The sequence below is a fragment of the Streptomyces sp. NPDC058246 genome (assembly GCF_042881985.1).
Taxonomy (GTDB): Bacteria; Actinomycetota; Actinomycetes; order Streptomycetales; family Streptomycetaceae; genus Streptomyces.
The window spans coordinates 340121-365657 of record NZ_JBHVWZ010000002.1 but is presented as its reverse complement, the minus strand read 5'-3'; the positions used below and the strand labels follow the sequence as shown (position 1 = coordinate 365657).

Sequence of the window (25537 nt, the reverse complement as noted above, 5' to 3'; positions counted from 1 at the left end):
CTGCTCTCCTCGTCGAGAACGGTGTTGAGGCCTAGCGGAGGCGCAGCGCCTTCATGACCTTGAGGCTCGTGCTCATGAACGCCGCGTACTTCTCGTCGTCCATCCCCAGCGACGGTGCCATCGGCAGGAGCCGCTGCTGGGCGACGGTCTGCGCCTCGGTGTACTTGAGGATGCCCTCGGAGCCATGACGGCGGCCGAGGCCGGAGTCCTTCATGCCGCCCATGGGCGACTGGACACTGCCGTACGCGGGCGCGTAGCCCTCGTTGACGTTGACGGTGCCGGTGCGCAGCCGCGCCGCGACCGCCCGCCCCTTGCGCCCGTCCTTGGTCCAGACGGACGAATTGAGGCCGTACGGGGTGGAGTTGGCGAGCTCGACGACCTCGTCCTCGGTCTTGAACCGGTAGAGGGAGACGACGGGCCCGAAGGTCTCCTCGGCGCAGACGGCCATGGGGGCTGCCACCCCGTCGAGGATGGTCGGCTCGAAGAAGTAGGGGCCGATGTCGGGCCGGGCGACGCCACCGGCGACGACCGTGGCGCCCTTCGCGACGGCCTCCTCCACGTGCCGGGTCACGGTCTCCAGCTGCCGCTCCCCGACGAGCGAGCCCATGTCGGCGCCGTACGCGAGGGACGTGCCGAGCCGCATGGCCCTGGTGCGCTGCGCGAACCGTTCCACGAACGCGTCGGCGACGGACTCGTGGACGTACAACCGCTCGATGGAGATGCAGAGTTGGCCGGCGGAGGAGAAGCAGGCGCGGACGGCACCGGCGGCGGCCTTGTCGATGTCCGCGTCGTCGAGGACCACCATGGCGTTCTTGCCGCCGAGTTCGAGGGAGACGCCCACGAGGCGGGCGGCGGCGCCCTGCGCGACCTCGCGCCCGGTGCGGGTGGACCCGGTGAAGGAGACGTAGTCGGCGTGCTTGACGACCTCGGGGCCGACCACAGGCCCGTCCCCGATGACGACCTGGAACACCTCGGCGGGCAGCCCGGCCTCGATGAGCAGGTCGCGCGCCCACAGGGCCGTCAGGCACGTCTCCGTATCGGGCTTCATCACGACGGCGTTGCCCGCGACGAAGGCGGGGAGCGCGTCGCCCACCGACAGTTCCAGGGGGTAGTTCCAGGGCGCGATCTGGCCGACGACGCCGCGCGGGTGGCGCAGTTCGGTGACCTTGGTGAGGGTGGGGACGGCGCCGGTGTGCCGCTTGGGGCGCAGGTACGCGGGGGCCTTGCGGCCGTAGTGCCGGGCGGCCACGACGACCGCCTGCACTTCCTCGTGCGCGTGCAGCCGGGCCTTGCCGGTCTCCAGCTGGATCAGGTCGAGCACCTCGGCCTGGCGGGCGAGCACGAGGTCGTGGAAGCGGAGGAGCACGGCGGCGCGCTGCCGTACGGGGGTGGCGCCCCAGGCGACCTGAGCCTTCCGGGCCCGCTCGAAGGCGGTCGCGACGTCCTCGGGCGTGGACTCGGGCAGGTCGGCCAGCTTCTCGCCGGTGAACGGCGTGTGGTTGGCGGTCCGGGCGGACCCGACGACACCCTTGGTGAGCTGGGCGACCAGCTCGGGTGTCACGACGTCGGCGGCGGTGCGGGCGCCGGTGGGGGCGGGCGCGAGGGGGTTGGTACCGGCCGTGACGGAACCGGTCACCGGCGTGGCCGCGCCGGCCGAGGCCGCACCTGTCTCGGCCGCACCGGTCGAGGCCGCACCCGTCTCGGCCGCACCCGTCGAGGCCGTCCCCGTCTCGGCCGTACCAGCCTCTTCCGCGCCGGTCGTTTCCCCGGTCGTTTCCCCGGTCGAGTCGCCGGTCGTGTCGCCGGTCGTTTCCGTGGCCTGCTCCGCAGCCTGCGAGTCCGTCATGAGCCGCAGGGTATGCCCGGCTGCGCCCTTTGGGTACCCGTCGGTAATCGGCTTTCACGGAGTACTCACACGGCGCCAGTGATCGCTGGCAACAAATGCGCTGATCAGGGGGTTGTCGGTCCGACGATCGCGACGATCACGGGTTGATCACTCCGGAACGGTCGCGACCGTCACCTGTCCGCCCATCAGGCACTCGACGAGCACCGTGCCGTCCGGCGGGTAGATGGCCGGCGCTGACGGTGGGTCGTGCGACGCCCTTCCTCCCGGCCGCCGCCGTCCACACCATGGGGCCCTTCAGAGCTTGTCGATGCCCAGGTTCGCGATCGCCGTCCTGGCGACTTCACGGCCCCGAGCCGTGAAGTCACCCTTGCCCGGATAGCTGACCGTGAGCTTGTACATGTCGCCCGCCGAGGACTTGTAGTAGAAGATCTTCAGCTCGCGGGGACGGGGGTTCTGGCTGTCGGTGGTCGTGTAGACCACCGTGTTCTCGGCGGCCTTCTTGCCGTGGTACGTCGTGTCCCCCTGGGTGTCCGTCCTCGGCCCCTCGGGCATGCCCAGCTCGTACTCGCCGCTGTCCTTGAACTCACCGTTGTCGGCGTACATTTCGGCCGCCGCGGAGTCCTTGATCTGCTTGTTGTCGTCCTCGGACTTCCTGGCGAGGGTCAGGCCGATCCAGATGCCGCCGCTCGGGTCGGTGTACGTGACCCAGTGGCCCTTGTCCGACGAGCGGTCGGGCGTCGACTTCTCGTAGCCCGCGGGCGCCGCAACCGTCGCGGCGACATCCGTGACGTGGTGCTTCGCCCAGCCGTCCGGCAGCGGCCCCGCGAACGGGTTCGCGACCACCAGGTACGCCGCCACCGCGGCCGCGACGACCGCCGCGCCGAGGCCGAACAACGCCCTGCGGCCGACGCGCAGGCCCTTGCCGCCCGGTACGGCGATCTGCTGCACGACGCGCGTCGGCTCCGGCGCCGGCGGATTCGCCGCCTCCTCCAGGAGCCGGCGGACCCGCGCCGCGGCGGGGCGGCGCGACGGGTCCTTGTCCAGGAGGCCGTTGATGACCTGGGCGAGCGGGCCGGCCGCCGAAGCGGGCACGGCGGGCGTGGCGTTGAGGACCGACTGGAGCGTGGCGGGCGTGTTGCTGCGACGGAAGGGCGAGACGCCCTCCGTGGCCGTGTACAGGACCACGCCGAGCGACCAGAGGTCGGAGGCGGGCCCCGGCCGCTGGCCCAACACCCGCTCCGGGGCGATGTATTCGGGCGAGCCGACAAAACCGCCGGTGTCCGTCAGATTCGTCTCGCCCTCGATCTGGGCGATCCCGAAGTCGGTGAGCACGACACGGTCGTGGCGGCCCAGCAGGACGTTGTCGGGCTTGACGTCGCGATGCAGGACGCCCGCCGCATGGGCGGCCTCCAGGGCGCCGAGAACCTCCAGGCCGACCCGCGCGGCCTCGCGGACGCCGAGCGTGCCCTCCTGGAGGGCGTCGCCCAGCGAGCGGCCCCGCACCAACTCCATGACGATCCAGGGCTGTCCGTCCACGACCGCGACGTCGTGCACGTTCACGACCGCCGGGTGGTCGAGCCGCGCTGCCGCGCGCGCCTCGCGGCGCATCCGCTCGAAGGCGTTGGCCCGTTCGCGCTCGGAAAGATGGTCCGGAACGCGCAGCTCCTTGACGGCGACCTCGCGGTCCACCGTCTCGTCCTTGGCCCGCCAGACCGTGCCCATACCGCCGTGCCCGAGCTTGGCGAGGAGCCGGTAACGGCCGGCGATCAACCGCCCGGCACCCGGGTCCTGTTCCTGTTGCTCAGGTGCCGCCTGCGCCGACTGTCCAGGCACGGCCCGCGCTTGCCGCCCATGTACGACCTGTGCTTGCTGCCCAGGCCCGTCCTGCACTTGCTGCCCAAGCCCGTCCTGTGCTTGCTGCCCGGGTACGACCTGGGTGGGCGCGGCGTACGGATTGCCCGGGTACGGGACGCCCGGCTGCTGCGCCGGTACCGCCGGCCGCGGCGGTTGCAGACCAAAACTCGTTGGTTCGTCGGACCCGTGAGGGACTCCCCCGTTGCTGCTCATGGCTTCATGCATATCGCGGCGGGCGCCCCTGCTACCACCCTCGTCGCTTTCCGGTCACAGACCCGTGACGTGCATCAGCCCTTATCTCCCGTTTGCGGGAATCGCCCGTTCACGAGGGTAGGAACGTATCCACCGCCACGTCGAAGTACTCCTTCGCCTCCGTCACCTTGCCGACCGGTGCCGACACCCACACGTCGTACATCCGGCCGCCCTCCTCCCAGCACAGGTCGTACGTGTGCCGCGCGCCCTCCGCCTCGGTGAAGCCGTTCCAGGTGAATTCCCAGAGAGCGGCGGGCTGTCCGTCGTGCGTGGTCCGCGTGACCGTGCCGTCGCGATAGCCCGGGTTCGTGGAGGACCCCCTGGCGTCCGCCGCCCGCATCACGGCGACCGGGCCGCCCGCCGCGGGCTCGGTGACCTTGATGCCGAGGCGGAAGACCTGCCCCGGTGACAGGTAGAAGACCCGCTCGCCCTGCGGATCCCGCGTGAAGTCGTCCGGCACGGCGAGGGAGAAGCCGTTCGGATCCGGCGCGATGCGGTAACCCGAGGGCGCGGTGCGCGCGCTGGAGGTCGGCGCCTGCTGCCGGGTCACGGTGACGGTGGGCGCGGGGCTCGCGGACGCCGGCTGCGAGGTGCGCGACGGCGAGCTCGGCCGCGTACTCGATGAACCGGATGCACTCGACGTACTCGTCGTACGCGACGGGGACGGCCCACCGCCCCCACCGTCGTTCATCAGCAGCGCGGCGGCCGACACCCCCGCCCCCGCCATCGCGGCGACCAGCGCCGCGGCGACGAGGATGCCCCGCGTGGAGTGCTTCGGCGGCCGCTCCGCCGCGGCGGCGGGGGTCCGTGACGGCGTGGGCGCGAGCTTCGGTACGTCCCGCTGCGTGGGCGTGTAGGGGGTCATCAGCCGCGGCGTACGCCCCGTGTCCCGGAAGGCGCGCAGCATCCGCTCCGCCTCCGCCGCGTCGAGCCGCCGTTCGGGATCGCGCTCCAGCAGCCCCCGTACGACGGGCAGCAGCGGCGCGGCCTGGGCGGGCGGACGGATCTCGTCGACGACGACCGCGTGCAGGATGCCGCCCAGCGAGTCGCGGCGGAACGGAGACTCGCCGCTCAGGATGGTGCACAGCAGCGCGCCGAGCGACCACAGGTCGGACTCCGGGCCGGTCCTGACCCCGGACATCCGCTCGGGAGCGGTGTACTCGGGCGAGCCGACGAACGCCCCGCTCTCGGTGAGCGTCGTCGCGCCCGCCACCTGTGCGATGCCGAAGTCGGTGAGGACGACGCGGTCGGTGTCCGCCTCCATCAGCACGTTGGCGGGCTTGAGGTCCCGGTGCAGGATGCCCGCCTCGTGGGCGCGGCGCAGCGCGCCGAGCAGGCCGATGCCGATGCGGGCGGCCTCCCGCGCGTCGACCGGGCCGTCGGCGGAAATCCGCTCGGCGAGCGAGCTGCCGGAGATCAACTCCATGACGATGTACGGGCGTTCGTCGTCCACGACCACGTCGTGCACGACGATGATGTGCGGGTGGTGCAGCTGCGCGACGGCGCGGGCCTCGCGCAGGGTGCGCTCGCGCTGCTGCCGGGCCTCGTCCTCCGAGAGCGAGTCGTCGACCGACAGTTCCTTCACCGCGACCTGGCGGCCGAGCAGTTGGTCGGTGGCGCGCCATACGACGCCCATGCCGCCCCGCCCGATCCTGGCCTCCAGCCGGTAACGGCCGGCGATCACACGGACGTTCTCCCCCTCGGTCCCCATGGGCCCCATCATGCCGCACCGGACGGAGACCCTCCGGGCCCCCGCACGTCCGTGGCTGTTATCCGCCCCAGCCGGCTCAGGGCTGCCAGCCGCGCAGGATCACGTCGAACTGCTGACGAGCGGTGTCCCAGTCCGCCGCGGGCGCCGACATGTAGATCGCGTACTCGACGCCGTCACGGGAGTCATACGTCTGCTCGATCGCCCGGCGCGGTCCCGGGAACGGCATCTGCTTCGGCAGCGCGGTCCAGGTGAAGTCCCACAGGGAACCGCGGCAGTCCCGGAAGGTGTTGGCCTGCAGACTCACCCGGCGGTAGTCCTCCAGCTTCGTCAACTGCTCTTCCAGATCCAGCTGATGCATGTAGGGGTTCTCGAAGTCCGGCTTGGGGTCCACCGCGATGCGTACGAAGTGCTTGCCGCCGTCGGGCGTGTAGTCGACCTGGCTGCCGTTGGCCTGGCGCTTCCAGCTCTTGCTGGGCAGGGCGAGGCTGAAGCCCTCGGCGTCGTCGACGCGCACCCAGCTGCTGGGGACGGCACCCGCGGGCGTCGACCGCCCGCTCTTCTTCCCGTCCTGCGCGTCCTTCTGGCCGGTCGTGCCGGTGGTGGCGGTGGAGGAATCGGAGCCCTTCCGCCAGTCGTCCGCGTACCGCATGGCCGCGGCGCCGCCGGCGCCGATGAGCGCGGCCATGACCACGACGAGGGCGATCGTGCGCCCACGGCGGCGTTTCGGAGGGACGTAGGCATCCGGCGGGACGGGCTGGTGAAGCGTCACAACCGGGCCGCCAGGGCCACCATGGGGCGCCGGCACATGTGCGGTCGACCAATGGCCCTGGCCTTGTCCGTCCTGGGCCGGTCCCTGCGCCACTCCGGTGTCCACATGTTGCGTCGGCACATACGCCTGCGCCGCCTGAGGCCGCCGACCCTCCGCGGCCTCCGCGAGCATCTGCTCGGCCTCCGCCGCGTCCGGCCGCGCGGCGGGATCCTTGCGCAGCAGCGCGGTGATGACGGGCTCCAGCGGACCGGCGTACCGCGACGGCGTCGGCTCCTCGTCGACCACGGCCTGCATGGTGGACAGCGGCGAGGTGCGCCGGAACGGCGAGCGCCCCTCCACCGCCGTGTACAGCGTGGCCCCGAGGGCCCACAGATCGGAGGCGGGCCCGGGATCGTGGCCGCGCACCCGCTCGGGCGCGAGGTAGTCGACCGAGCCGACGATCTCGCCGGTGCGCGTGATGGTCGTATCACCCTCGACCTGCGCGATCCCGAAGTCGGTGAGCAGCACGCGCCGGTCGGCGGACAGCAGCACGTTGCCGGGCTTCACGTCGCGGTGCAGCACACCGGCGGTGTGCGCGGCCCGCAGCGCGCGCAGCACCCATACGCCGATCCGCGCCGCCTCGGCCGGTTCGACGCGCCCCCGCTCCTTGACCTCGTCGGCCAGCGAGTTGCCCTCGACCAGCTCCATGACGATCCACGGCCGGTTGTCGTGCTCCAGCACGTCGTGCACCGTGACGACGGCCGAGTGGTTGATCCGGGCGGCGGCCCGCGCCTCGGCATGGGTACGGGCGAGCAGCCGGGCCAGGTCGCCCTCGGCGACGTACAACGCGGCGGTCAGCTCCTTGACCGCCACCGCGCGGTGCAGCACCTCGTCGTGTGCGCGCCATACGCGGCCCATGCCACCGCTGCCGATGATGTCGACAAGCCGGTAGCGGCCCGCGAGGAGCAGGCCCTGCATCTGATTCACGTTTCCCCGCAATGGTCTTGACAGGGGTCAGACTAAAGAGCGGTCCCCGCGCAGGGAACCGGCGGGGTCGTACGGAGACCGCACTGTGACGGTTCTCCCTTCCAGGTACGGGAGGGAACCATTCGGCGTTCAGGGCGACATGAGCCCTGACGGGCGCTCAGGCGGGGTCCCCCACCGGCTCAGCCCGTGACCTGATATGTCGCCGACGCCTGCTCGTACAGCCGCGTCACCTCGTCCCGTTCCGCCTCCGGGCCGCGCACCTGCACCACGTGGTAGTGCCCGCCGACGAGGATCGCGAGATTGCGTACGTAGAGCGAATGGCCCGTGGAGTCCTGCCAGGTGAACTGCCCCTCGGCCATGGTCCGTCCGCCGACGTCGATCTGCCGCATCCCGCTGGACGTCGCCCAGGTCGAGTCCCGGAACGGCTGGAGCTCCTTCTCACTCTCCCGCTGGTACGTCATGGGGTCGCCGCCGTACGTCGCCGTGCTGTCCCGGCCGGGTACGACGATGAGCTCGAAGTCCCCGTGCGCGTAGACGACCTGGCCGCTTGCGTTCTTCGGCGAACGGTCCCAGCCGTCGGCCACCGCGACACGGAAGCCCTCGGGATCCTTGCGGAGCCTGAACCCCTGGGCCACGTTCGGATCGGTGGTCTGCGACTTCGTCGAACTCGACGACCCCGAGGGACTCCTGTCCGCTCCCGGAGACGTCTGGTCGGGCCGCGGCTCGCTGCTCGCCTTCCCGTCCGCGCCGGTGTCGGGCGCGGGGCTGACGTCTCCGGCTGCACCGGTCCGCTCACCGGCCGTACCGCTGCCGCTGCCGCTGCCCTGATCGGCCTTCGGCATGAAGACCATGGCGTACGTGATCGCCGCGGCCAGCAGGAGCAGCACCAGCAGGAGCAGATTCCGGCCCAGCCGACGGGGCCCCGCCGACTTCTCCTGCTTGGCACGCTTGTGGCGGGCGTGCGGGCTGGTCGCGGGGAGCCCGGCCCGTCGCCTGCGGACGAGCTCGCCCCGCCGCCGTACGATCGGCAGCCGGCTCGGGTCGACGGGCGGCGCCGCCACGACATGCGCCCCCGCCTCGGGCTCCGGCGCGGACCGCACGAGGGAACGCAGCCAGCCGCGCAACTCCTCGAAGTCCAGCCGCTCGGTGGGGTCCTGACGCAGCAGCGACTCCACGACGGGCCTGAGCGGCCCGCACTCCTCGGCGAAGGCGGGTGGCTCCGCGCACACCAACTGCACCAGCTCGGCGGTGTTCTCCTCCGGGTAGGGCGCGTGCCCCTGTACGGCACGGAAGAGCAGCGCGCCCAGCGCCCACAGGTCGGTCGCGGGCCCGATCGGCGCCGCCAACTGCCAGTTCTCGTGCACCGGGCCGGCCTGCTCCGGCGCCCATCGCTCGGTCACGGGACCGACCACGGTCATCCGCGCCTGCCGGGCCCGCTCCGCGGCGAGCGCGGTGGCAGGACCCCGACGTGGGGGCGGCCCGGCGACGAGCTCGTCCCAACGACCGCCCTGACCTCGAGCGTTGTAGGGAGCTTGGGAGGGATGGAGGGACTGGGTGTGGTCCGGCGTACGGGTGGTGCCGCTGTCGGGAGCCCACGTGTTGCCGGCGGCTCGGGCGGGAGCCGGAGAACCGGGGCCCCCGCCACGCCCGGCCCCGGACGGCTGCCGCCCGGGCGCGTGCCCGGGGCCCCCGTGCCCCGCGGCGGACGCGCCTCCGGGGAGCGCCGCGCGTCCCTGGCCCACGCCACCGGCGCTGGTCCCGGGACGCGGCTGGGCACCGTGCCAGGCGTTGGCGCCACCGACCCCGTACGGGTCGGCTATCTGTCCGGGAGGGATGTGGGAGCGCTGCTCGAGACCCTGGCCGGGGAGCCCCGACCCCTGGGCCGGGGCCGCCGAGGCATCGGCGGCGTGTTCGGCCGGTGTCGACGGCCGGGGCGCGGGAAGCGCGACCTGGCTGCCCCGTTGCTCTTCCTGTACGCGGGCGGCGGCGCGCGCTCCGGCGCGGTACGCGGCGATGGCCCCGGCGCGCGCCGCACGAATGTCGCCCTCCGCTCCTCCGGCTCCCCCAGGCCCCCCTGGTCCTTCGGCTCCGGCAGCTCCTCCTGCTCCGCTCGCCTCGAGCGCGCGTCGGCCGGCGCCCTGCGCGCCCCCCGGGGGCGCACCAGGAACGGGTGTCCCCTGCTCCGCCCGAGCCTCGATCGCGGCCCGGCGCGCGGCTTCGGGATCGGCACCGGCCGCCGTCGCCGCCACGGCGACGCCGTGCGCACCGCCGCCGAAGCGGGTCCCGCCCGGACCACTCGGCCGGACCGGCGTACCGGGCCCGGCACCGCGCGGGGCACCCCGGCCCGCCGCGCCGGCCGAACCGCCGTTCCCCGCCGGCCCGGTGCCGCCACCGGAGCCGGAGCCGGGCTCGGTCTCCGCGTCCTCCCGGACCGGCACGGGGTCGTATCCGCACAGCGCCTCCTCCGCGGCCCCGGCCGCCAGGCCGGTCAGCATCACGCGGCCGTCGTCGCAGACGAGCACGGTGCGCACGGTGATGTTGCGGTGCACCCACCCGTGCGCGTGCAGCGCCCGCAGCGCGGTGAGGACGTCGGAGGCGACCTCGGCGGCCCGATAGGGGCTCAGCGGCTTCTCGGCGAGCAGCGCGGCCAGCGGCCTCGCGGGCACCAACTCGCTCACTATCCACAGTGACCCGCCCTCGGCGAACACGTCGAAGACCTGGTCGAGCCGGGGATGGTCGGGGATCTGCGCGGCGGCCTGCGCGGCCTCGATCGCCCGTCGCACGGCGGGCTCGGTGGGCCGGCGCGTGGTCCGCGCGGACGGTCGGCGCACCCCGCCGTCCCGCGCCACGAACCCCTCCGGCAGCCCGTCCGCGTCGAGCACCTCGGCCTCGACGACCTCCGGCAACGGCACCTGCCGTACCAGGACTTCCTGCCCGCTGTAGGTGTCGAAGGCCCGGGTCTCGGCGAGTTCGTACTCGTCGGACGGCGGCAGCGGCAGGCGGTAGCGGTCGGCCAGTACCCGTCCCGCATAGTCGTCCACGATGCCTCCCCCGGCCGACCGGTTGGTCAATTCCGTTCGCCTTGCGTCCCGTTACGGCTTCGTACGGTCCGCAACCACTCACGATACGTGCCGGAGGCAACCCGCAAAGCGGGGATGCGAGATCTCAGGGCCACCATCCGTGGCGGAACGTCACATCGGCGAGCGGTACGTCACGACTTCGGCTGGAACGTCTTGGTCAGCGTCTGCCATGTGTCCTTGCGCAGCCGACTGTCCCAGTTGGACGCTTTCGCCGTGTACATCAGGGCGTATCCCTGATGCGAGTTGACGACGAACCCCCGGTCGATCGACCGGTACTTCGTGCCACCGTCCGTGTAGGTGAACTCCCAGTCGGCCGTGTTCCAGTCGCGGTAGTCCACCTTCTCTATGCGGATCCGCTTGTACTGCGAGCGCGTCATGTACCGCTCTTGGTTCTTCCAGTCCGCGACCGGATCGTCCTTGGGCGTGGTGGTCCAGCCGACCAGGAGCTTCTGGCCGTCAGGACCGGTGAACCGGGCACCCGCGGCGTCCGTGGACTGGTACTTCCACCCCTTCGGCAGCCCGATCGAGAACCCCTGACCGGCCTTGTACGTCGACACCGCGGTGGAGCCCGACGCCTTGCCGCCGCTGTCCGCACCGCCCGAGACGCTCGCACTGGCGGTCGCGCCCGACGTGGCGTTCGCGGTCTCCTCCAGGCCGGAACCCGTGGCCGCGCCCGTCTTGTCACCGCTGTCGGTGTGGGCGCTGTCGCCGCCGTTCTTGCTGCCGCCGCCGCTGCCACTGCCGGCGCTGCCACTGCCCCTGCTCGCGCCGCTGGACGCGACCGCCTTGGTGCCGCCGCTCTTGCTGTCCTTGGACCCGCCGTCGTCCCCGCCGAGCGTGAGCGCCAGCACGGTCCCGAGCACGGCCAGCGCCACGACCACCGCGATGATCACCAGCGTCCGGCGCGGCACCACATCCGTGATGGGCGCCCGAGGCACCGGCCGCGGCGGCCGCTCCGGAGCCACCGGCCACCCCGACCCGGAGCCCCGCCCCGCACCCCCGGCGGAACCCACGGCACCCGCGGACCCCGCAGCACTCGCCGAACTGGAGTTCACCGTCGCAGTGTCACGAACCTCCGCCTTCCGGGAGGAACCGGAGGAAGCCGCGCCGGCACCCGAGGCCTTCCGCAACGACGGCGCCGAAGAGGACGAAGTCGTAGGCGCCGAAGACATCGACGACGAAGTCGTAGGCGCCGAAGCCGAAGGCGACACGGCGGTGGACGCCCCAGCACCGGCGGAAGGACCTGAACCGCCACCGGAACCGGACCCACCACCGGTGGAAGCCGACCCCTCTCCCGCCGCCGACCCGGAGCTCTCCGTTCCCACGGCCTTCGCGCGTGCGGTCGCCGCCGCGGTGGCCGCCGCCGTCGCGGCCCCGGCCGCCGACGCGGCCTTGCGCACGGAACGCAGCGCCCCGCGCAGTCGATCCGCCGCCTCCTCGCCCCGCTTGGCCCCGGAACCACCCGAACTCCCCTTGCCCGGGCTCTCGTCCGGCACCGGCGGCAAGGCCACGACCTTCGTCGCGTCCACCGACTCCGGCACCGACTCCTTGGGGTCGGGGGCGTGCAGCACTTCGTTGAGCATCGCCCGCGCGCCCGCGTCGTCGAGCCGCTGCTCGGGGTCCTTGGCGAGCAGGCCGTAAATCACGTTCTCCAGCGGCCCCGCGTTCTTCGGCTGCTCCACCGGCTCGGTCATCACCGCGGTGAGCGTCGCGATCGCGGAACCCTTGTCGTACGGCGGGACGCCCTCCACCGACGCGTACAGCAGACCGCCCAGCGACCACAGGTCGGCCGCGGGTCCGGGCTTGTGCCCGCGCGCCCGCTCCGGCGAGATGTACGAGGGCGCGCCGACGAGCATGCCGGTCGAGGTGATGGACGGGTCGCCCTCGACCTGCGCGATGCCGAAGTCGGTCAGCACGACTCGGCCGTCGTCGGAGATCAGCACGTTCGACGGCTTCACGTCCCGGTGCAGGATGCCCTGACGGTGCGCCGAACGCAGCACGTCGAGGATGGCAAGGCCCACCTCGGCCGCGCGCTTCGGCGTGAGCAGGCCGTCCTCACGGATGACCTCGGCGAGCGACTTGCCCTCGACGAGCTCCATCACGATCCACGGCCGGTTGTCCTCGTCGACCACGTCGAAGACCGTCACCGCGGCGTTGTTGCGGATCCGCGCGATCGCCTTGGCCTCACGCAGGGTGCGCGTGATCAGCCGCCGCTTCTCGTCCTCGTCGATGCTCGACGGGAACCGCAGCTCCTTGACCGCGACCGTACGGCCCAGGGTCTCGTCCTCGGCCCGCCACACGGTGCCCATGCCGCCGCGGCCGAGAACATCCCCCAGCCGGTACCGCCCGGCGAGGAGACGTTCGCTCTTGTCCTGACGGGATGCTCCCGCCCGCTCCGCCTCCGACATGCGTCCCCTCATGCAACCCGCCCTGACAGAGCCTCCATTGTCCCTCACCCGACAAGTACTCCACGCCCAGGGGCCCCCTCAGGCCGGTACCGGCCGGCTCCCGCACAGGTCCGTCCCGCATGATGGCCCGCAACAAGGAAGGACCGCCGATGTCTTCGCCCAGGACACCTCGGACACTTCTGGCCATACCCGTGTCCCTGGCGCTGCTCGGCCTGGCCCCGAGCGGCCCCTCGGGCCTGATCTCGATCCACTCCCCTTCCCGCGTCTCGATGGCCACGGCCGACTCCCTCATCCGCGTCTCCGCGGCCCCGGCGGTCTCACCCGCCCTCACCTCTCCGGCGACGGACGCCGCCCTCGCCCGCCTCGTCACCCGTGGCGAGGCCCCGGCCGCGGCCATGCTGGCCCGTGACGAATCCGGCTCCCGCTTCGCCCGCGCCGGTGACGGAATCGCCCGCTCCGACCACTTCCGCGCCGGCAGCATCACCAAGACGTTCCTCGCGACGGTGGTCCTGCAACTCGTCGCCGAGCACCGTCTTTCCCTGTCCGACTCCGTGGACGATCACCTGCCCGGCCTGGTGCGCGGCGCCGGCAACGACGGCCGCCGACTGACCCTGCGCGCCCTGCTCACCCACACCAGCGGTCTGTACGACTTCACCGCGGACACCAAGGGCGCCGTCCCCGTGACCCCGCTTCAGGCCGTACACATCGCACTCACCCACCCCCCGGCCCACCGCGGCCGCTTCGCCTACTCCAACACCAACTACGTACTGCTCGGCATGGTCGTCGAGCAGGTCACCGGCGACTCGTACGCCACCGAGGCCGAGCGCCGCATCATCACTCCCCTCCGCCTGACCGGCACCTCGTTCCCGGGAACCGGCACCTCTCTGCCCTCGCCGCACGGCCGGGCTTACTCCGCCGACGGCTCGGACGTCACCGCACTCGACCCGCGCGTGGCCGGCGCGGCGGGTGAGCTGATCAGCACGCTGGACGACCTGGACCGCTTCTACTCCGCCCTGCTGAGCGGTGAGCTGCTGCCCTCGCACTGGCTGCGCGAGATGCTCGACACCCGTACCGCACATGGCTCGTACGGCATGGGGCTGTTTCCCGTGAAGCTTCCGTGCGGCACCACGGTGTGGGGGCACAACGGCCGCATCTCCGGCAGCTACGTGCGCACCGCGGCCACCGTGGACGGTCGTCGTGTCCTCACCTTCCGGGTGAACACGGACGGGCCGGCAGACCAGGACCGCGAACCCGCCCTGCTCGCCGCCGAGTTCTGCCCCCGCACCTCGTAGAACGGACGGGTTCCGAGCAAAGATCCCAGCTCACGACACTCGTTCGAGTGACATCCGCGGGAACCCCCGGCCAGTCTGTCCAGACCAGCGAGAGGGCCGGAGCGTTCGAGCGGTCAGGGCCGGCCAAACGGGCAGGACGGCCAGAACAGTCAGAGGCGTCAAGCCGTCAGAGCCGTCAGAGCCGTCAGAGCGGCACGATGTCCGGCGCTCCCAGCCGCGCCGCGTCCGCCGTCAGGTCGTCCGGCTGGCGCTGGGACTCTCGTTCGGCCTCGACCCGCTTCTCGTAGTGCTCGACCTCGCGCTCGATCTGGTCCTTGTCCCATCCGAGGACCGGCGACATGAGTTCGGCTGCCTCGCGGGCACTGCGCGTACCGCGGTCGAAGGTCTCGATCGAGATGCGGGTGCGCCGGGTCAGCACGTCGTCCAGGTGGCGCGCGCCCTCGTGCGAGGCGGCGTAGACGATCTCGGCCCGGAGGTAGTCCTCGGCGGCGGGCAGCGGCTCGCCCAGGGACGGGTTCTCGGTGATGAGGTCGAGGAGCTCCTCGGCGAGCGAGCCGTACCGGTTCAACAGGTGCTCCACGCGCACCACATGGAGTCCGGTGCGCTGGGCTATCCGCGCCCGGGCGTTCCACAGCGCTCGGTATCCCTCGGCGCCCAGGAGCGGGATGTCCTCGGTGACACAGTCGGCGACGCGCTGGTCGAGGCCGTGCACCGCCTCGTCCACCGCGTCCTTGGCCATCACCCGGTAGGTCGTGTATTTGCCGCCCGCCACGACCACGAGCCCCGGCACCGGATGGGCCACGGTGTGCTCGCGCGACAGCTTGCTGGTGGCCTCGGACTCGCCGGCCAGCAGCGGGCGCAGCCCCGCGTACACACCCTGTACGTCGTCGCGAGTGAGCGGCACGTTGAGCACCGAGTTCACATGCTCCAGCAGATAGTCGATGTCCGCGCTGGACGCCGCCGGGTGAGCCTTGTCGAGGTTCCACTCGGTGTCGGTGGTGCCGACGATCCAGTGCCGTCCCCACGGGATCACGAACAGCACGGACTTCTCGGTGCGCAGGATCAGGCCCGTGGAGGAGTTGATCCGGTCCTTCGGCACGACCAGGTGGATGCCCTTGGAGGCCCGAACGTGGAACTGGCCCCGCTCTCCCACCATCGCCTGGGTGTCGTCGGTCCACACACCCGTGGCGTTGACGATCTGCTTGGCGCGGATCTCGTACTCCCCGCCGCCTTCGACGTCCTGCACCTTGGCGCCGACGACCCGTTCGCCCTCGCGCAGGAAGCCGGTCACGCGTGCGCGGTTGGCGACCTTCGCGCCGTACGCCGCCGCCGTGCGCACCAGCGTGGCCACATAGCGGGCGTCGTCCATCTGCGCGTCGTAGTACTGCAACGCGCCGACCAGCGTGTCCTTCTTCAGGGCGGGGGCGACGCGCAGGGCGTGGCCGCGGGTCAGGTGACGGTGTGTGGGCAGGCCGCGGCCGTGGCCGCTCGAAATCGACATGGCGTCATAGAGGGCGACGCCCGAACCCGCGTACAGCCGCTCCCAGCCCTTGTGCTGGAGGGGGTAGAGGAACGGGACGGGCTTGACCAGGTGCGGTGCGAGCCGTTCGAGGAGCAGGCCGCGCTCCTTGAGGGCCTCACGGACCAGCGCGAAGTCGAGCATCTCCAGATAGCGCAGGCCGCCGTGGATCAGTTTGCTGGACCTGCTCGACGTGCCCGACGCCCAGTCACGCGCTTCGACCAGGCCCGTGGACAGACCGCGTGTCACGGCGTCGAGCGCGGTGCCCGCGCCGACCACACCGCCGCCCACGACCAGCACATCCAGCTCGCGCTCGGCCATTCCCGCCAGTGACTCGGCGCGCTCCGCCGGCCCCAGTGTCGCTGTCCTCACCGCTGCCTCCCGCTGTCTGTCGCGCCGGTCGTGCCTGTCCGGCTGGACCCGGCTCGCATCCCCCTGTCCCAAAGTCTGACCGTCATGCGCGGGTTCGGCCACCGCCCGCCCGCAGCCTGTGGACAACTCTCGGCGACGCGCAAGGAATCACGGTCGAACAATCCAGCAAATCGGTCATATTTACTCCTAGTCTGACATTGCGCTCGCCCATCCTGTCCACAGGGCTTGCGCACCTGTCCCGCTTCGGTTACTGGGAAGGACGGCCCACGCCATGCCCGCAGATCTCGCCGTGATCGGACTCGGTCATCTCGGCCTGCCCCTGGCCCAGGCAGCCGTTGCCGCCGGCATCCCCACGCTCGGCTACAAAACGGGGCCGGAAGGCGGCTCCCTCACCCCCGCCGAACTGCGCCGGATGCTCTCGGGGGGCTTCCGGCCGACCACCAACCCCGCCGAACTCGGCCGCGTCCGCACCGCGGTCATCTGCGCGCCGACCCCACGGGACGCGGACGGCGGCCTGGACCTGAGCCAGGTGGAGGGCGCCGCCCGCACGCTGGCCGCCCGGCTGCGCCCGCACACCACGGTGATCCTGGAATCGCCCGTGCACCCCGGCACCACGGAGGATTTCCTCCGCCCGCTCCTCGAAGAGGGCTCCGGGCTGCGCGCGGGGCGCGATTTCCATCTCGCCTACTCACCCAGTCGGGTCGATCCCGGCAACCGCGACTTCGTCCCCGCCAACACTCCGAAGGTCATCGGCGGTCTGACCCCCGCCTGCACCGAGTCGGCCGCCGCCTTCTACGGGCGCCTCACCGACAAGGTGGTACGCGCGCGTGGACCACGCGAAGCGGAAACCGTGCAGCTCCTGGAGACCAATTACCGGCACGTCAACATCGCCCTCGTCAACGAGATGGCCGTGCTCTGCCACGACCTGGGCGTCGACCTGTGGGACGTCATCCGCTGCGCCGAGACCAAGCCGTTCGGCTTCCAGGCGTTCCGGCCGGGGCCCGGTGTCGGCGGCCACGGCATCCCCCAGGACCTGACCGGCCCCACGAGCCGCCCGCTCCGGATGGTCGAACTGGCCCAGCAGGTCAACGACTACATGCCGCGGTACGTCATCCAGCGCGCGGCCACGCTCCTCAACGAGCACGGGAAATCGGCCCGCGCCGCACGTGTGCTCCTGCTCGGCGTCACCTACAAGCCCGATCTCGCCGACCTCCAGGGCACCCCCGCGCACGAGATCGCGCTGCGCCTGATGGAACTCGGCGCGTCCGTCAGCTACCACGACCCGCTCGTCCCGGCCTGGAGCGTCCTCGGCCGCCCCGTCCCGCGCGCGGACTCCCTCTACGAGGCCGCCGCCGACGCCGACCTCACGATCCTGCTCCAGCAGCACCGCACGTACGACCTGCAAGGACTGTCCGTGAAGGCCCAGCTGCTGCTGGACACCCGGGGGGCGACCCCCACCGGAGCGGCGCACCGGCTCTGACCTCCCCGAAATCCCCTCACAGGTTGTCACTCCGGCCTGCTAATGTGCGGCAGCTCTCGCACACAAGTGCGCCCGCGTCCCGGGTGCCTCAGATGTGCGCGTACATCCGCTTACATCCCTGGCGTACCCACACGTGCGCCGACGTCCCTGGGGGGAACCACCATGAGTCAGTCGTCTCCGCCGCCGTCCGGTCCTCCGGTCGACAACCCGTACGCGGGCGAGAACCCGTACGCCGGCCAGCCCGGCCAGCCTCCTGTCCCGCAGCAGGGTGCCGGCGAGGCCGGCTTCCCGCAGCAGGCCGGCCCGCAGGGCGCTCCCCAGCCCGGCTTCCCGATGGCCCCCGTCGCCCCGGCCGCTCCGGCGCGCGACAACCTCGTGCTCGGCCTCGCAGCCGCCGTCGGCGCCGCCCTGGTCGCGGCGGGCGTCTACGGCGTCATCATCGGCCTCACCAAGCACGAGATCGGCTGGGCCGCCGTCGGCGTCGGCTTCCTGATCGGCCTCGCCGCGGGCCGCTTCGGCGGACGCAACCCGATCCTGCCGATCGTCAGCGTGATCCTGTCGGTGGCCTCGGTCTACCTCGGCCAGCTGGTCGGCGAGGCCATGATCGGCGCCAAGGAGATCGGCCTCAGCTTCAACGAGCTCTTCTTCGACCACTTCAGCGTGGTCCAGGAGGCCTGGAAGGCCGAGGCCGACCCGCTGACCTTCGTCTTCTTCGCGATCGCCGCGTACGTGGCGTTCCAGGGCACCCGCAAGGCCGGTCAGTAACCGCAAGCGGCACGCGAAAGGGCCCGTCCACCGTCCGGTGGGCGGGCCCTTCGCAGGTGTACGGAAGGGGTCGGGTCAGCGCTTGTGCTGGGCGTCCGCGACCGTGACCTCGACGCGCTGGAACTCCTTGAGCTCGCTGTAGCCGGTGGTGGCCATGGCGCGGCGCAGGGCACCGAAGATGTTCATCGAGCCGTCCGGGATGTGCGAGGGGCCGGTGAGGATCTCCTCGATGGTGCCGACGGTGCCGAGATCGACCTTCTTGCCGCGCGGCAGCTCCTCGTTGACCGCCTCCATGCCCCAGTGGTGGCCGCGGCCGGGCGCGTCGGTGGCGCGGGCCAGCGGGGAGCCCATCATCACCGAGTCGGCGCCGCAGGCGATGGCCTTGGGGAGGTCGCCGGACCAGCCGACACCGCCGTCGGCGATCACGTGCACGTACCGGCCGCCGGACTCGTCCATGTAGTCGCGGCGGGCCGCGGCGACGTCCGCGACGGCCGTGGCCATCGGGACCTGGATGCCCAGCACATTGCGCGTGGTGTGCGCGGCACCGCCGCCGAAGCCGACGAGGACGCCGGCCGCGCCGGTGCGCATGAGGTGCAGGGCGGCGGTGTACGTGGCGCAGCCGCCGACGATCACCGGGACGTCCAGCTCGTAGATGAACTGCTTCAGGTTCAGCGGCTCGGCGGCGCCGGAGACGTGCTCGGCAGAAACCGTCGTACCGCGGATGACGAAGATGTCCACGCCCGCGTCCACGACGGCCTTGGAGAACTGCGCCGTGCGCTGCGGGGACAGGGCAGCGGCCGTGACCACGCCCGAGTCGCGCACCTCCTTGATGCGCTGCCCGATCAACTCCTCCTTGATGGGAGCGGCGTAGATCTCCTGGAGGCGGCGGGTCGCGGTGTCCACGTCCAGCCCGGCGATCTCGTCGAGCAGCGGCTGCGGGTCCTCGTACCGCGTCCACAGGCCTTCGAGGTTGAGGACGCCGAGGCCGCCCAGCTCGCCGATGCGGATCGCGGTGGCCGGGGAGACGACCGAGTCCATCGGGGCGGCCAGGAAGGGCAGCTCGAAGCGGTAGGCGTCGATCTGCCAGGCGATCGAGACCTCCTTCGGGTCTCGCGTACGGCGGCTCGGGACGACGGCGATGTCGTCGAAGGCGTACGCCCGGCGGCCGCGCTTGCCGCGCCCGATCTCGATCTCAGTCACGTGTGTGGCCTTTCCCTCTTCGTTTCTGCGCCTCCCAGTATCCCCGACGCCCACGACAAGGGCGGCCCCGGAACCTCCGGGACCGCCCTCGAGCCGTACGGCTACCGCTGACGACTACTGGTTACGGCTGTAGTTCGGCGCCTCGACCGTCATCTGGATGTCGTGCGGGTGGCTCTCCTTGAGGCCCGCCGAGGTGATGCGGACGAAGCGGCCCTTGGACTCCATCTCGTCGATGGTGGCGGCGCCCACGTAGCCCATGGTCTGGCGCAGACCGCCGACGAGCTGGTGCAGCACGTTGGCCAGCGGGCCGCGGTAGGGCACCTGGCCCTCGATGCCCTCGGGGACGAGCTTGTCGTCGGAGGCCACTTCGGCCTGGAAGTAGCGGTCCTTCGAGTACGACCTGCCCTGGCCGCGCGACTGCATGGCACCGAGCGAGCCCATGCCGCGGTACGACTTGAACTGCTTGCCGTTGATGAAGAGCAGCTCGCCGGGCGACTCCTCGCAGCCCGCGAGGAGGCTGCCGAGCATCACCGTGTCGGCGCCGGCCGCGAGGGCCTTGCCGATGTCGCCGGAGTACTGCAGGCCGCCGTCGCCGATCACCGGGACGCCTGCGGCGCGGGCCGCGAGGGCCGCTTCGTAGATGGCGGTGACCTGGGGGACGCCGATGCCGGCGACCACTCGGGTGGTACAGATCGAGCCGGGGCCCACGCCGACCTTGACGCCGTCGACACCGGCGTCGATGAGCGCCTGGGCGCCGTCACGGGTGGCGACGTTGCCGCCGATCACGTCGACGCCCACGCTCGACTTGATCTTCGCCATCCAGTTGAGGGCGTTGCTGTTGTGCCCGTGCGAGGTGTCGACGATCAGGAAGTCCGCACCGGCCTCGGCCAGGGCCTGCGCCCGCTCCAGCGCCTCGGGGCTGGCTCCGACGGCGGCACCCACCAGCAGGCGGCCCTCGGCGTCCTTCGCGGCGTTCGGGTACTTCTCGGCCTTCACGAAGTCCTTGACCGTGATGAGGCCCTTGAGGACACCCGCGTCGTCGACCAGCGGAAGCTTCTCGATCTTGTGACGGCGCAGCAGCTCCATCGCGTCGTTGCCCGAGATGCCGACCTTGCCGGTGACCAGGGGCATCGGCGTCATGACCTCGCGGACCTGGCGCGAGCGGTCGGTCTCGAAGGCCATGTCGCGGTTGGTGACGATGCCGAGCAGCTTGCCGCCGCCGTCGGTGACGGGGACGCCGCTGATGCGGAACTTGGCGCACAGCGCGTCGGCCTCGGCCAGCGTGGCGTCCGGGTGGACCGTGATCGGGTCGGTGACCATGCCGGACTCGGAACGCTTCACGAGGTCGACCTGGTTGACCTGGTCCTCGATGGAGAGGTTGCGGTGCAGCACGCCCACGCCGCCCTGCCGGGCCATGGCGATGGCCATGCGCGACTCGGTCACCTTGTCCATCGCGGCCGAGAGCAGCGGGATGTTCACACGCACGTTGCGGGAGATGCGGGACGAGGTGTCGACCGCGTTGGGCAGCACTTCGGAAGCGCCCGGCAGCAGCAGCACGTCGTCGTAGGTCAGCCCGAGTGTCGCGAATTTGGCGGGCACTCCGTCGACGTTGGCAGTCATGACACCTTCCCCAAATGGCCTTGATCGGTGCGGATGTCCATGCTAACGGGAAGCATGGCTCTCTCATTCCACGGTTGAGGGTGGGCTTCGGCTTCGTATGTTCGTACGGGGCTGGTGTCATCCCCGTTCAGGCCCGCGCCCGGGGCGTCGGATCCCCCGCCGGGGACGGTCCGCCCGGCAGGTCCTCACCGGCCGGGTCCCCACCGCAGTGGGGGCGGAGAAGGGCTCTGGCGGAGCACCGGTGTGACGGAGACAACCAGCCGTCCCGACCGAGCCCGGCTCGGCACCGCCGGATCGCACCGCCCCGCTTGTCACCGTCTGTCACCGTCGCGGCGGGGAAAACCCCTGCCGCCCTGGCGGAGTGGCCGCGCCGCAGCTACTGCTACTGCTACTGCTACTGCTCCGCCAACGCCCGCAAACGGCTCAGCGCCCTGTGCTGGGCCACCCGTACGGCGCCTGGTGACATTCCCAACATTTGGCCGGTTTCCTCGGCCGTGAGGCCCACCGCGATGCGGAGGAGCAGGAGCTCGCGCTGGTTTTCGGGGAGGTTGGCCAGGAGTTTCTTGGCCCATTCGGCGTCGCTGCTGAGCAGGGCGCGCTCCTCCGGGCCGAGGGAGTCGTCGGGGCGCTCGGGCATCTCGTCCGAGGGCACCGCCGTCGAGCCGGGGTGGCGCATCGCGGCGCGCTGCAGGTCGGCGACCTTGTGCGCGGCGATGGCGAAGACGAACGCCTCGAAGGGGCGCCCGGTGTCCTTGTAGCGCGGCAGCGCGAGCAGCACCGCTACGCAGACCTCCTGGGCCAGGTCCTCGACGAAGTGCCGCGCGTCGCCCGGAAGTCGGGAGAGGCGGGTGCGGCAGTAGCGCAACGCCAAGGGATGTACACGTGCGAGCAGGTCGTGCGTGGCCTGCTCGTCGCCGTCGACCGCGCGATGGACGAGCGCACCGATCACCGTCGTCTCGTCGCCGCGCATCGGTCCATGGTGCCTTGGCGTCGTGCGATCCGTGGCACCGCGTCCATCGTTGTGCACCGAAGCGTTATGAGTAGGTGCGCCGGAACTCATCTCCTGCGCCCTCCCCTTCCGCTCGACCGATCCGTCCCCGAGAGACTCCACACCTCAAGGATGCGGCATCCGCGGCGAAACGAGCAGCAGACACCCGGCGGGTCCCTTTGCCAACCCCGCCCACCGTAAGGTAGGCGGGGATTCTCGTACCCCCGCTGGAACCCACCTAGCGAACCAGGCCCCACCGGAATCCGAGCGCCACGGCGTGCGCCCGGTCCGAGGCGCCGAGCTTCTTGAACAGCCGCCTGGCGTGCGTCTTCACGGTGTCCTCGGAGAGGAACAGCTCACGGCCGATCTCCGCGTTCGAGCGGCCGTGACTCATGCCTTCCAGCACCTGGATCTCCCGCGCGGTGAGCGTGGGGGCGGCGCCCATCTCGGCCGACCGCAGTCTGCGCGGGGCGAGCCGCCAGGTGGGGTCGGCCAGCGCCTGCGTGACGGTCGCCCGCAGCTCCGCGCGGGAGGCGTCCTTGTGCAGATAGCCGCGGGCACCGGCGGCGACGGCGAGCGCCACGCCGTCCAGGTCCTCGGCGACGGTGAGCATGATGATGCGCGCACCGGGGTCGGCGGACAGCAGCCGCCTGACCGTCTCCACGCCGCCCAGTCCGGGCATGCGTACGTCCATCAGAATGAGGTCCGAACGGTCGGCACCCCAGCGGCGGAGGACTTCCTCGCCGTTGGCCGCCGTCGTCACACGCTCGACGCCGGGCACGGTCGCGACCGCGCGGCGGAGCGCCTCTCGGGCAAGCGGGGAGTCGTCGCAGACGAGGACGGATGTCATGGCCGCCCTCCGCAGCTGATGCGCGTCACCTTGAGCCTCCAGGCTGGTACGAATCGTCACCTGTGCGGTCGACACTCGCCGACGGATACTGCCGCCTGCCCGAGCGCTTGTTCCTTCAACCGCCTCCGCCCTCTCAACGATGGTCACTCGAAAGAGTTACGGGGCAGTCAGTCGTCATCGGCACTGTACGTGAGGGCACGGACACGGTGCAGACATGCACGACGGACCCTCAACGTTTCATCACAACCTATGCCCCATTTAGCCTGTTTTCTTCCCCTTTGCTGGTGTCTGCGGCTAGATTCGCAATGAGTCATATTTTCATCTCCTTAGATCGTAGATGTACGGTCGATGGGCACATAGCAGCCCAGAACGGCAACAAGGGGACACGCAATGGCAGATTTCTCCCGCCTTCCCGGTCCGAACGCGGACCTCTGGGACTGGCAGCTCCTCGCGGCCTGCCGCGGGGTCGACAGCTCGCTCTTCTTCCACCCGGAGGGCGAGCGCGGTGCGGCACGGAGCGCTCGTGAGAACTCGGCCAAGGAGGTCTGCATGAGGTGCCCGGTACGCGCGGAGTGCGCGGCGCACGCGCTGGCGGTGCGCGAGCCGTACGGCGTGTGGGGCGGGTTGACCGAGGACGAGCGCGAAGAGCTCATGGGACGGGCACGCAACCGGCTGGTCTCGGCGTCGACCACCGGAAGCGGTCACGTTTCGAACAACTGAAGGAACGTTTCTGCGCTTTGGGCGCACACGGGCACGCTCGCGCGTGCCCCTACTTTTCGCCGCGACAGGGACGCTTCCCGGGCTTCAGGGCCGCCGAGGGGCCGCCGAGACGGACGCCCTTATCGCGCCGCGGCTATCGCGCCGCGGCCCGCGCCAGCCGGTCCAGCGTCGCCGCCACCGCCGGCACCTGTGCCAGATCCGGCAGCGTGAGCGCGACGATCTCCCTGCGCACCGCGGGCTCGACCGTGACCGTGCGCGCCCCCATGGGACGTACGGACTCGATGGCCAGTTCGGGGAGGACTGCGACCCCCAGACCCGCGCCGACCAGGCCGACCACGGCCGGGTAGTCGTCGGTGGCGAAGTCGATACGGGGCTCGAAGCCGGCGGCACGGCAGACCTCGACCAGTTGCCCACGGCAACGCGGACAGCCCGCGATCCACGACTCCCCTGCGAACTCGCCGATCGCGACCGACTCGGCCCGGGCGAGGCGGTGCCGCTCGGGCACCAGACCGACGAGCCGGTCCGTCAGCAGCGGCCGTACGACCAGGTCGTCCCACTCCTCGACGCCCGCCGCGCCCGCGTACCGGAAGGCGAGCGCGATGTCGCAGTCGCCCGCCCGGAGCTTCTCGACGGACTGGGGCGGTTCGGCCTCCTCCAGGGAGACCCGGGTGCCGGGGTGTGCGGCGCGCAGCGCGGCGAGCGCTGTCGGGACGAGCGTGGAGCTGCCGCTGGGGAAGGAGACGAGCCGGACGCGCCCCGCGCGCAGGCCCGCGATCGCGGCGACCTCCTCCTCGGCGGCGGTGAGTCCGGAGAGGATGCCCGCCGCGTGCCGGACCAGGGCCTCGCCGGCCTGGGTGAGGCGCATCTCGCGGCCTGTGCGGATCAGCAGCGGGGTGCCGACGGACGCCTCCAGGGCCTTCATCTGCTGGCTGATGGCGGGCTGGGTGCAGCCCAGCTCGCGCCCCGCCGCCGAGAAGGAACCGGTGGTGGCGACGGCGCGCAGCACGCGGAGATGACGGGCCTCGATCACCTATTGAGCATAAGCGAGTCTTGGGTACAACTGCGAATATTGCGTCGACGCTTTGGCTCATATCGCTTAGCGTGAGGGCCATGCAGCTTCTTTCCCTGAACGTGGGCCGTGCGCGCGCCGTCCCGTACACGGACCAGCCGGAGGGCCTGACCGCCATCGACAAGCGGCCGGTGGACGGTTCGGTGCGGGTCGCGCCGCCCGGGCCGAAGGGGGTCGGCGCGAGCGGCCTCGCCGGGGACACGGTGTGCGACACGCGCCATCACGGCGGGGACGACCAGGCCGTGTACGCGGTCGCGCGCGAGGACCTCGACGCCTGGGAGCGCGAGCTGGGCCGGACGCTGCCGAACGGCGTGTTCGGCGAGAACCTCACGACCGAGGGGCTCGACGTGTCCGGTGCCCGGATCGGCGAGCGCTGGCGCATCGGCCCTGAGGTCGTCCTGGAGGTCACCTGCGGGCGCATCCCGTGCCGGACCTTCCAGGAGCACCTCGGCGAGAAGGGCTGGGTCAGGCGCTTCACGCAGCAGGGCGCGCCCGGGGCGTATCTGCGGGTGATCGAGCCCGGTGAGATCCGCTCCGGCGACCGCATCGAGATCGCGCACCGGCCGGACCACGACGTCACCGTCGCTCTCCAGTTCCGTGCCACCACGCTCGAACGGGAGCTGCTGCCAAGGCTGTTGGCAGCGGCCGAGGCCCTGCATCCGGAGTCACTGGCGACGGCACGGAAGTACGTGGCGACATACGGCGTCTAGGTCCACGTGACGCTGGTGCGGGGAACTCGTGGAGCGTGGCCGGGCGTTGGGTGGCGCCGGGCGCCG

17 protein-coding genes are annotated in these 25537 nt (G+C 71.5%); 5 read left to right on the top strand and 12 right to left on the bottom strand.

Annotation, left to right across the window (positions count from 1 at the left end; genetic code table 11):
• Nucleotides 1-31 precede the first annotated feature (31 nt).
• From ACFVXA_RS04190 to ACFVXA_RS04165, 6 genes are all read right to left on the bottom strand, one after another.
• Complete coding sequence (locus tag ACFVXA_RS04190) at nucleotides 32-1846, bottom strand: succinic semialdehyde dehydrogenase (protein ID WP_390023744.1); 1815 nt, start codon at nucleotides 1844-1846, stop codon at nucleotides 32-34.
• Nucleotides 1847-2140: 294 nt separating this feature from the next.
• Nucleotides 2141-3913, bottom strand: a complete 1773-nt coding sequence (locus ACFVXA_RS04185) for a protein kinase (protein WP_390023742.1) — start codon at nucleotides 3911-3913, stop codon at nucleotides 2141-2143.
• Between the two features lie 109 nt (nucleotides 3914-4022).
• A complete protein-coding gene (locus ACFVXA_RS04180) occupies nucleotides 4023-5663 on the bottom strand; it encodes a serine/threonine-protein kinase (RefSeq protein ID WP_390023740.1) in 1641 nt (546 codons plus the stop codon).
• Nucleotides 5664-5739: 76 nt separating this feature from the next.
• A complete protein-coding gene (locus tag ACFVXA_RS04175) occupies nucleotides 5740-7389 on the bottom strand; it encodes a serine/threonine-protein kinase (protein WP_389463307.1) in 1650 nt (549 codons plus the stop codon).
• Nucleotides 7390-7577: 188 nt separating this feature from the next.
• Nucleotides 7578-10439 (bottom strand): protein kinase, encoded by a 2862-nt coding sequence (locus ACFVXA_RS04170; RefSeq protein ID WP_390023738.1) that lies wholly within the window; start codon nucleotides 10437-10439, stop codon nucleotides 7578-7580.
• A 170-nt stretch (nucleotides 10440-10609) separates the two neighbouring features.
• Entirely contained in the window at nucleotides 10610-12886 is a 2277-nt protein-coding gene (locus ACFVXA_RS04165) for a serine/threonine-protein kinase (protein WP_390023736.1), read from the bottom strand.
• Between the two features lie 149 nt (nucleotides 12887-13035).
• Here ACFVXA_RS04165 and ACFVXA_RS04160 point away from each other — a divergent pair, with 149 nt between their 5' ends.
• Nucleotides 13036-14178, top strand: coding sequence for a serine hydrolase domain-containing protein (locus tag ACFVXA_RS04160; protein WP_389463245.1), 1143 nt, complete (start codon nucleotides 13036-13038; stop codon nucleotides 14176-14178).
• 184 nt (nucleotides 14179-14362) lie between these two features.
• On the opposite strand, the gene ACFVXA_RS04155 is transcribed toward ACFVXA_RS04160, so the two are convergent.
• The gene (locus tag ACFVXA_RS04155; RefSeq protein WP_362021900.1) at nucleotides 14363-16069 is read right to left on the bottom strand and encodes a glycerol-3-phosphate dehydrogenase/oxidase; all 1707 of its coding nucleotides are present in this window, start codon (nucleotides 16067-16069) and stop codon (nucleotides 14363-14365) included.
• A gap of 271 nt (nucleotides 16070-16340) precedes the next feature.
• Between ACFVXA_RS04155 and ACFVXA_RS04150 the strand changes: the two genes are divergently transcribed.
• Nucleotides 16341-17549 carry a nucleotide sugar dehydrogenase gene (locus ACFVXA_RS04150; protein ID WP_362021903.1) on the top strand — a complete coding sequence of 403 codons (1209 nt, stop codon included), beginning with the start codon at nucleotides 16341-16343 and terminating at the stop codon, nucleotides 17547-17549.
• Nucleotides 17550-17711: 162 nt separating this feature from the next.
• Entirely contained in the window at nucleotides 17712-18314 is a 603-nt protein-coding gene (locus ACFVXA_RS04145) for a hypothetical protein (protein WP_383735907.1), read from the top strand.
• 75 nt (nucleotides 18315-18389) lie between these two features.
• Here ACFVXA_RS04145 and ACFVXA_RS04140 read toward each other — a convergent pair whose 3' ends face one another.
• From ACFVXA_RS04140 to ACFVXA_RS04125, 4 genes are all read right to left on the bottom strand, one after another.
• Nucleotides 18390-19514, bottom strand: coding sequence for a GuaB3 family IMP dehydrogenase-related protein (locus ACFVXA_RS04140; protein ID WP_362021910.1), 1125 nt, complete (start codon nucleotides 19512-19514; stop codon nucleotides 18390-18392).
• 114 nt (nucleotides 19515-19628) lie between these two features.
• The gene (gene guaB / locus ACFVXA_RS04135; protein ID WP_362021913.1) at nucleotides 19629-21134 is read right to left on the bottom strand and encodes an IMP dehydrogenase; all 1506 of its coding nucleotides are present in this window, start codon (nucleotides 21132-21134) and stop codon (nucleotides 19629-19631) included.
• 394 nt (nucleotides 21135-21528) lie between these two features.
• Nucleotides 21529-22104, bottom strand: coding sequence for a sigma-70 family RNA polymerase sigma factor (locus ACFVXA_RS04130; RefSeq protein WP_362021916.1), 576 nt, complete (start codon nucleotides 22102-22104; stop codon nucleotides 21529-21531).
• 256 nt (nucleotides 22105-22360) lie between these two features.
• Nucleotides 22361-22972 carry a response regulator transcription factor gene (locus tag ACFVXA_RS04125; protein WP_003948568.1) on the bottom strand — a complete coding sequence of 204 codons (612 nt, stop codon included), beginning with the start codon at nucleotides 22970-22972 and terminating at the stop codon, nucleotides 22361-22363.
• A gap of 390 nt (nucleotides 22973-23362) precedes the next feature.
• Here ACFVXA_RS04125 and ACFVXA_RS04120 point away from each other — a divergent pair, with 390 nt between their 5' ends.
• Nucleotides 23363-23692 carry a WhiB family transcriptional regulator gene (locus tag ACFVXA_RS04120; protein ID WP_362021918.1) on the top strand — a complete coding sequence of 110 codons (330 nt, stop codon included), beginning with the start codon at nucleotides 23363-23365 and terminating at the stop codon, nucleotides 23690-23692.
• Between the two features lie 133 nt (nucleotides 23693-23825).
• Here the strand turns inward: ACFVXA_RS04120 and ACFVXA_RS04115 are convergent, their stop codons facing one another.
• Complete coding sequence (locus ACFVXA_RS04115; protein WP_362021922.1) at nucleotides 23826-24722, bottom strand: LysR family transcriptional regulator; 897 nt, start codon at nucleotides 24720-24722, stop codon at nucleotides 23826-23828.
• 80 nt (nucleotides 24723-24802) lie between these two features.
• Between ACFVXA_RS04115 and ACFVXA_RS04110 the strand changes: the two genes are divergently transcribed.
• Nucleotides 24803-25471 (top strand): MOSC domain-containing protein, encoded by a 669-nt coding sequence (locus tag ACFVXA_RS04110; RefSeq protein ID WP_383735914.1) that lies wholly within the window; start codon nucleotides 24803-24805, stop codon nucleotides 25469-25471.
• The last annotated feature ends 66 nt before the right edge of the window (nucleotides 25472-25537 follow it).

Coding starts and splice junctions, on each gene's coding strand:
- ACFVXA_RS04190 (WP_390023744.1), bottom strand. CDS start 1,846: ATGACGGACTCGCAGGCTGCGGAGCAGGCCACGGAAACGACCGGCGAC.
- ACFVXA_RS04110 (WP_383735914.1), top strand. CDS start 24,803: ATGCAGCTTCTTTCCCTGAACGTGGGCCGTGCGCGCGCCGTCCCGTAC.
- ACFVXA_RS04120 (WP_362021918.1), top strand. CDS start 23,363: ATGGCAGATTTCTCCCGCCTTCCCGGTCCGAACGCGGACCTCTGGGAC.
- ACFVXA_RS04125 (WP_003948568.1), bottom strand. CDS start 22,972: ATGACATCCGTCCTCGTCTGCGACGACTCCCCGCTTGCCCGAGAGGCG.
- ACFVXA_RS04130 (WP_362021916.1), bottom strand. CDS start 22,104: ATGCGCGGCGACGAGACGACGGTGATCGGTGCGCTCGTCCATCGCGCG.
- ACFVXA_RS04180 (WP_390023740.1), bottom strand. CDS start 5,663: ATGGGGACCGAGGGGGAGAACGTCCGTGTGATCGCCGGCCGTTACCGG.
- ACFVXA_RS04185 (WP_390023742.1), bottom strand. CDS start 3,913: ATGAGCAGCAACGGGGGAGTCCCTCACGGGTCCGACGAACCAACGAGT.
- ACFVXA_RS04145 (WP_383735907.1), top strand. CDS start 17,712: ATGAGTCAGTCGTCTCCGCCGCCGTCCGGTCCTCCGGTCGACAACCCG.
- ACFVXA_RS04160 (WP_389463245.1), top strand. CDS start 13,036: ATGTCTTCGCCCAGGACACCTCGGACACTTCTGGCCATACCCGTGTCC.
- ACFVXA_RS04165 (WP_390023736.1), bottom strand. CDS start 12,886: ATGTCGGAGGCGGAGCGGGCGGGAGCATCCCGTCAGGACAAGAGCGAA.
- guaB (WP_362021913.1), bottom strand. CDS start 21,134: ATGACTGCCAACGTCGACGGAGTGCCCGCCAAATTCGCGACACTCGGG.
- ACFVXA_RS04150 (WP_362021903.1), top strand. CDS start 16,341: ATGCCCGCAGATCTCGCCGTGATCGGACTCGGTCATCTCGGCCTGCCC.
- ACFVXA_RS04175 (WP_389463307.1), bottom strand. CDS start 7,389: ATGCAGGGCCTGCTCCTCGCGGGCCGCTACCGGCTTGTCGACATCATC.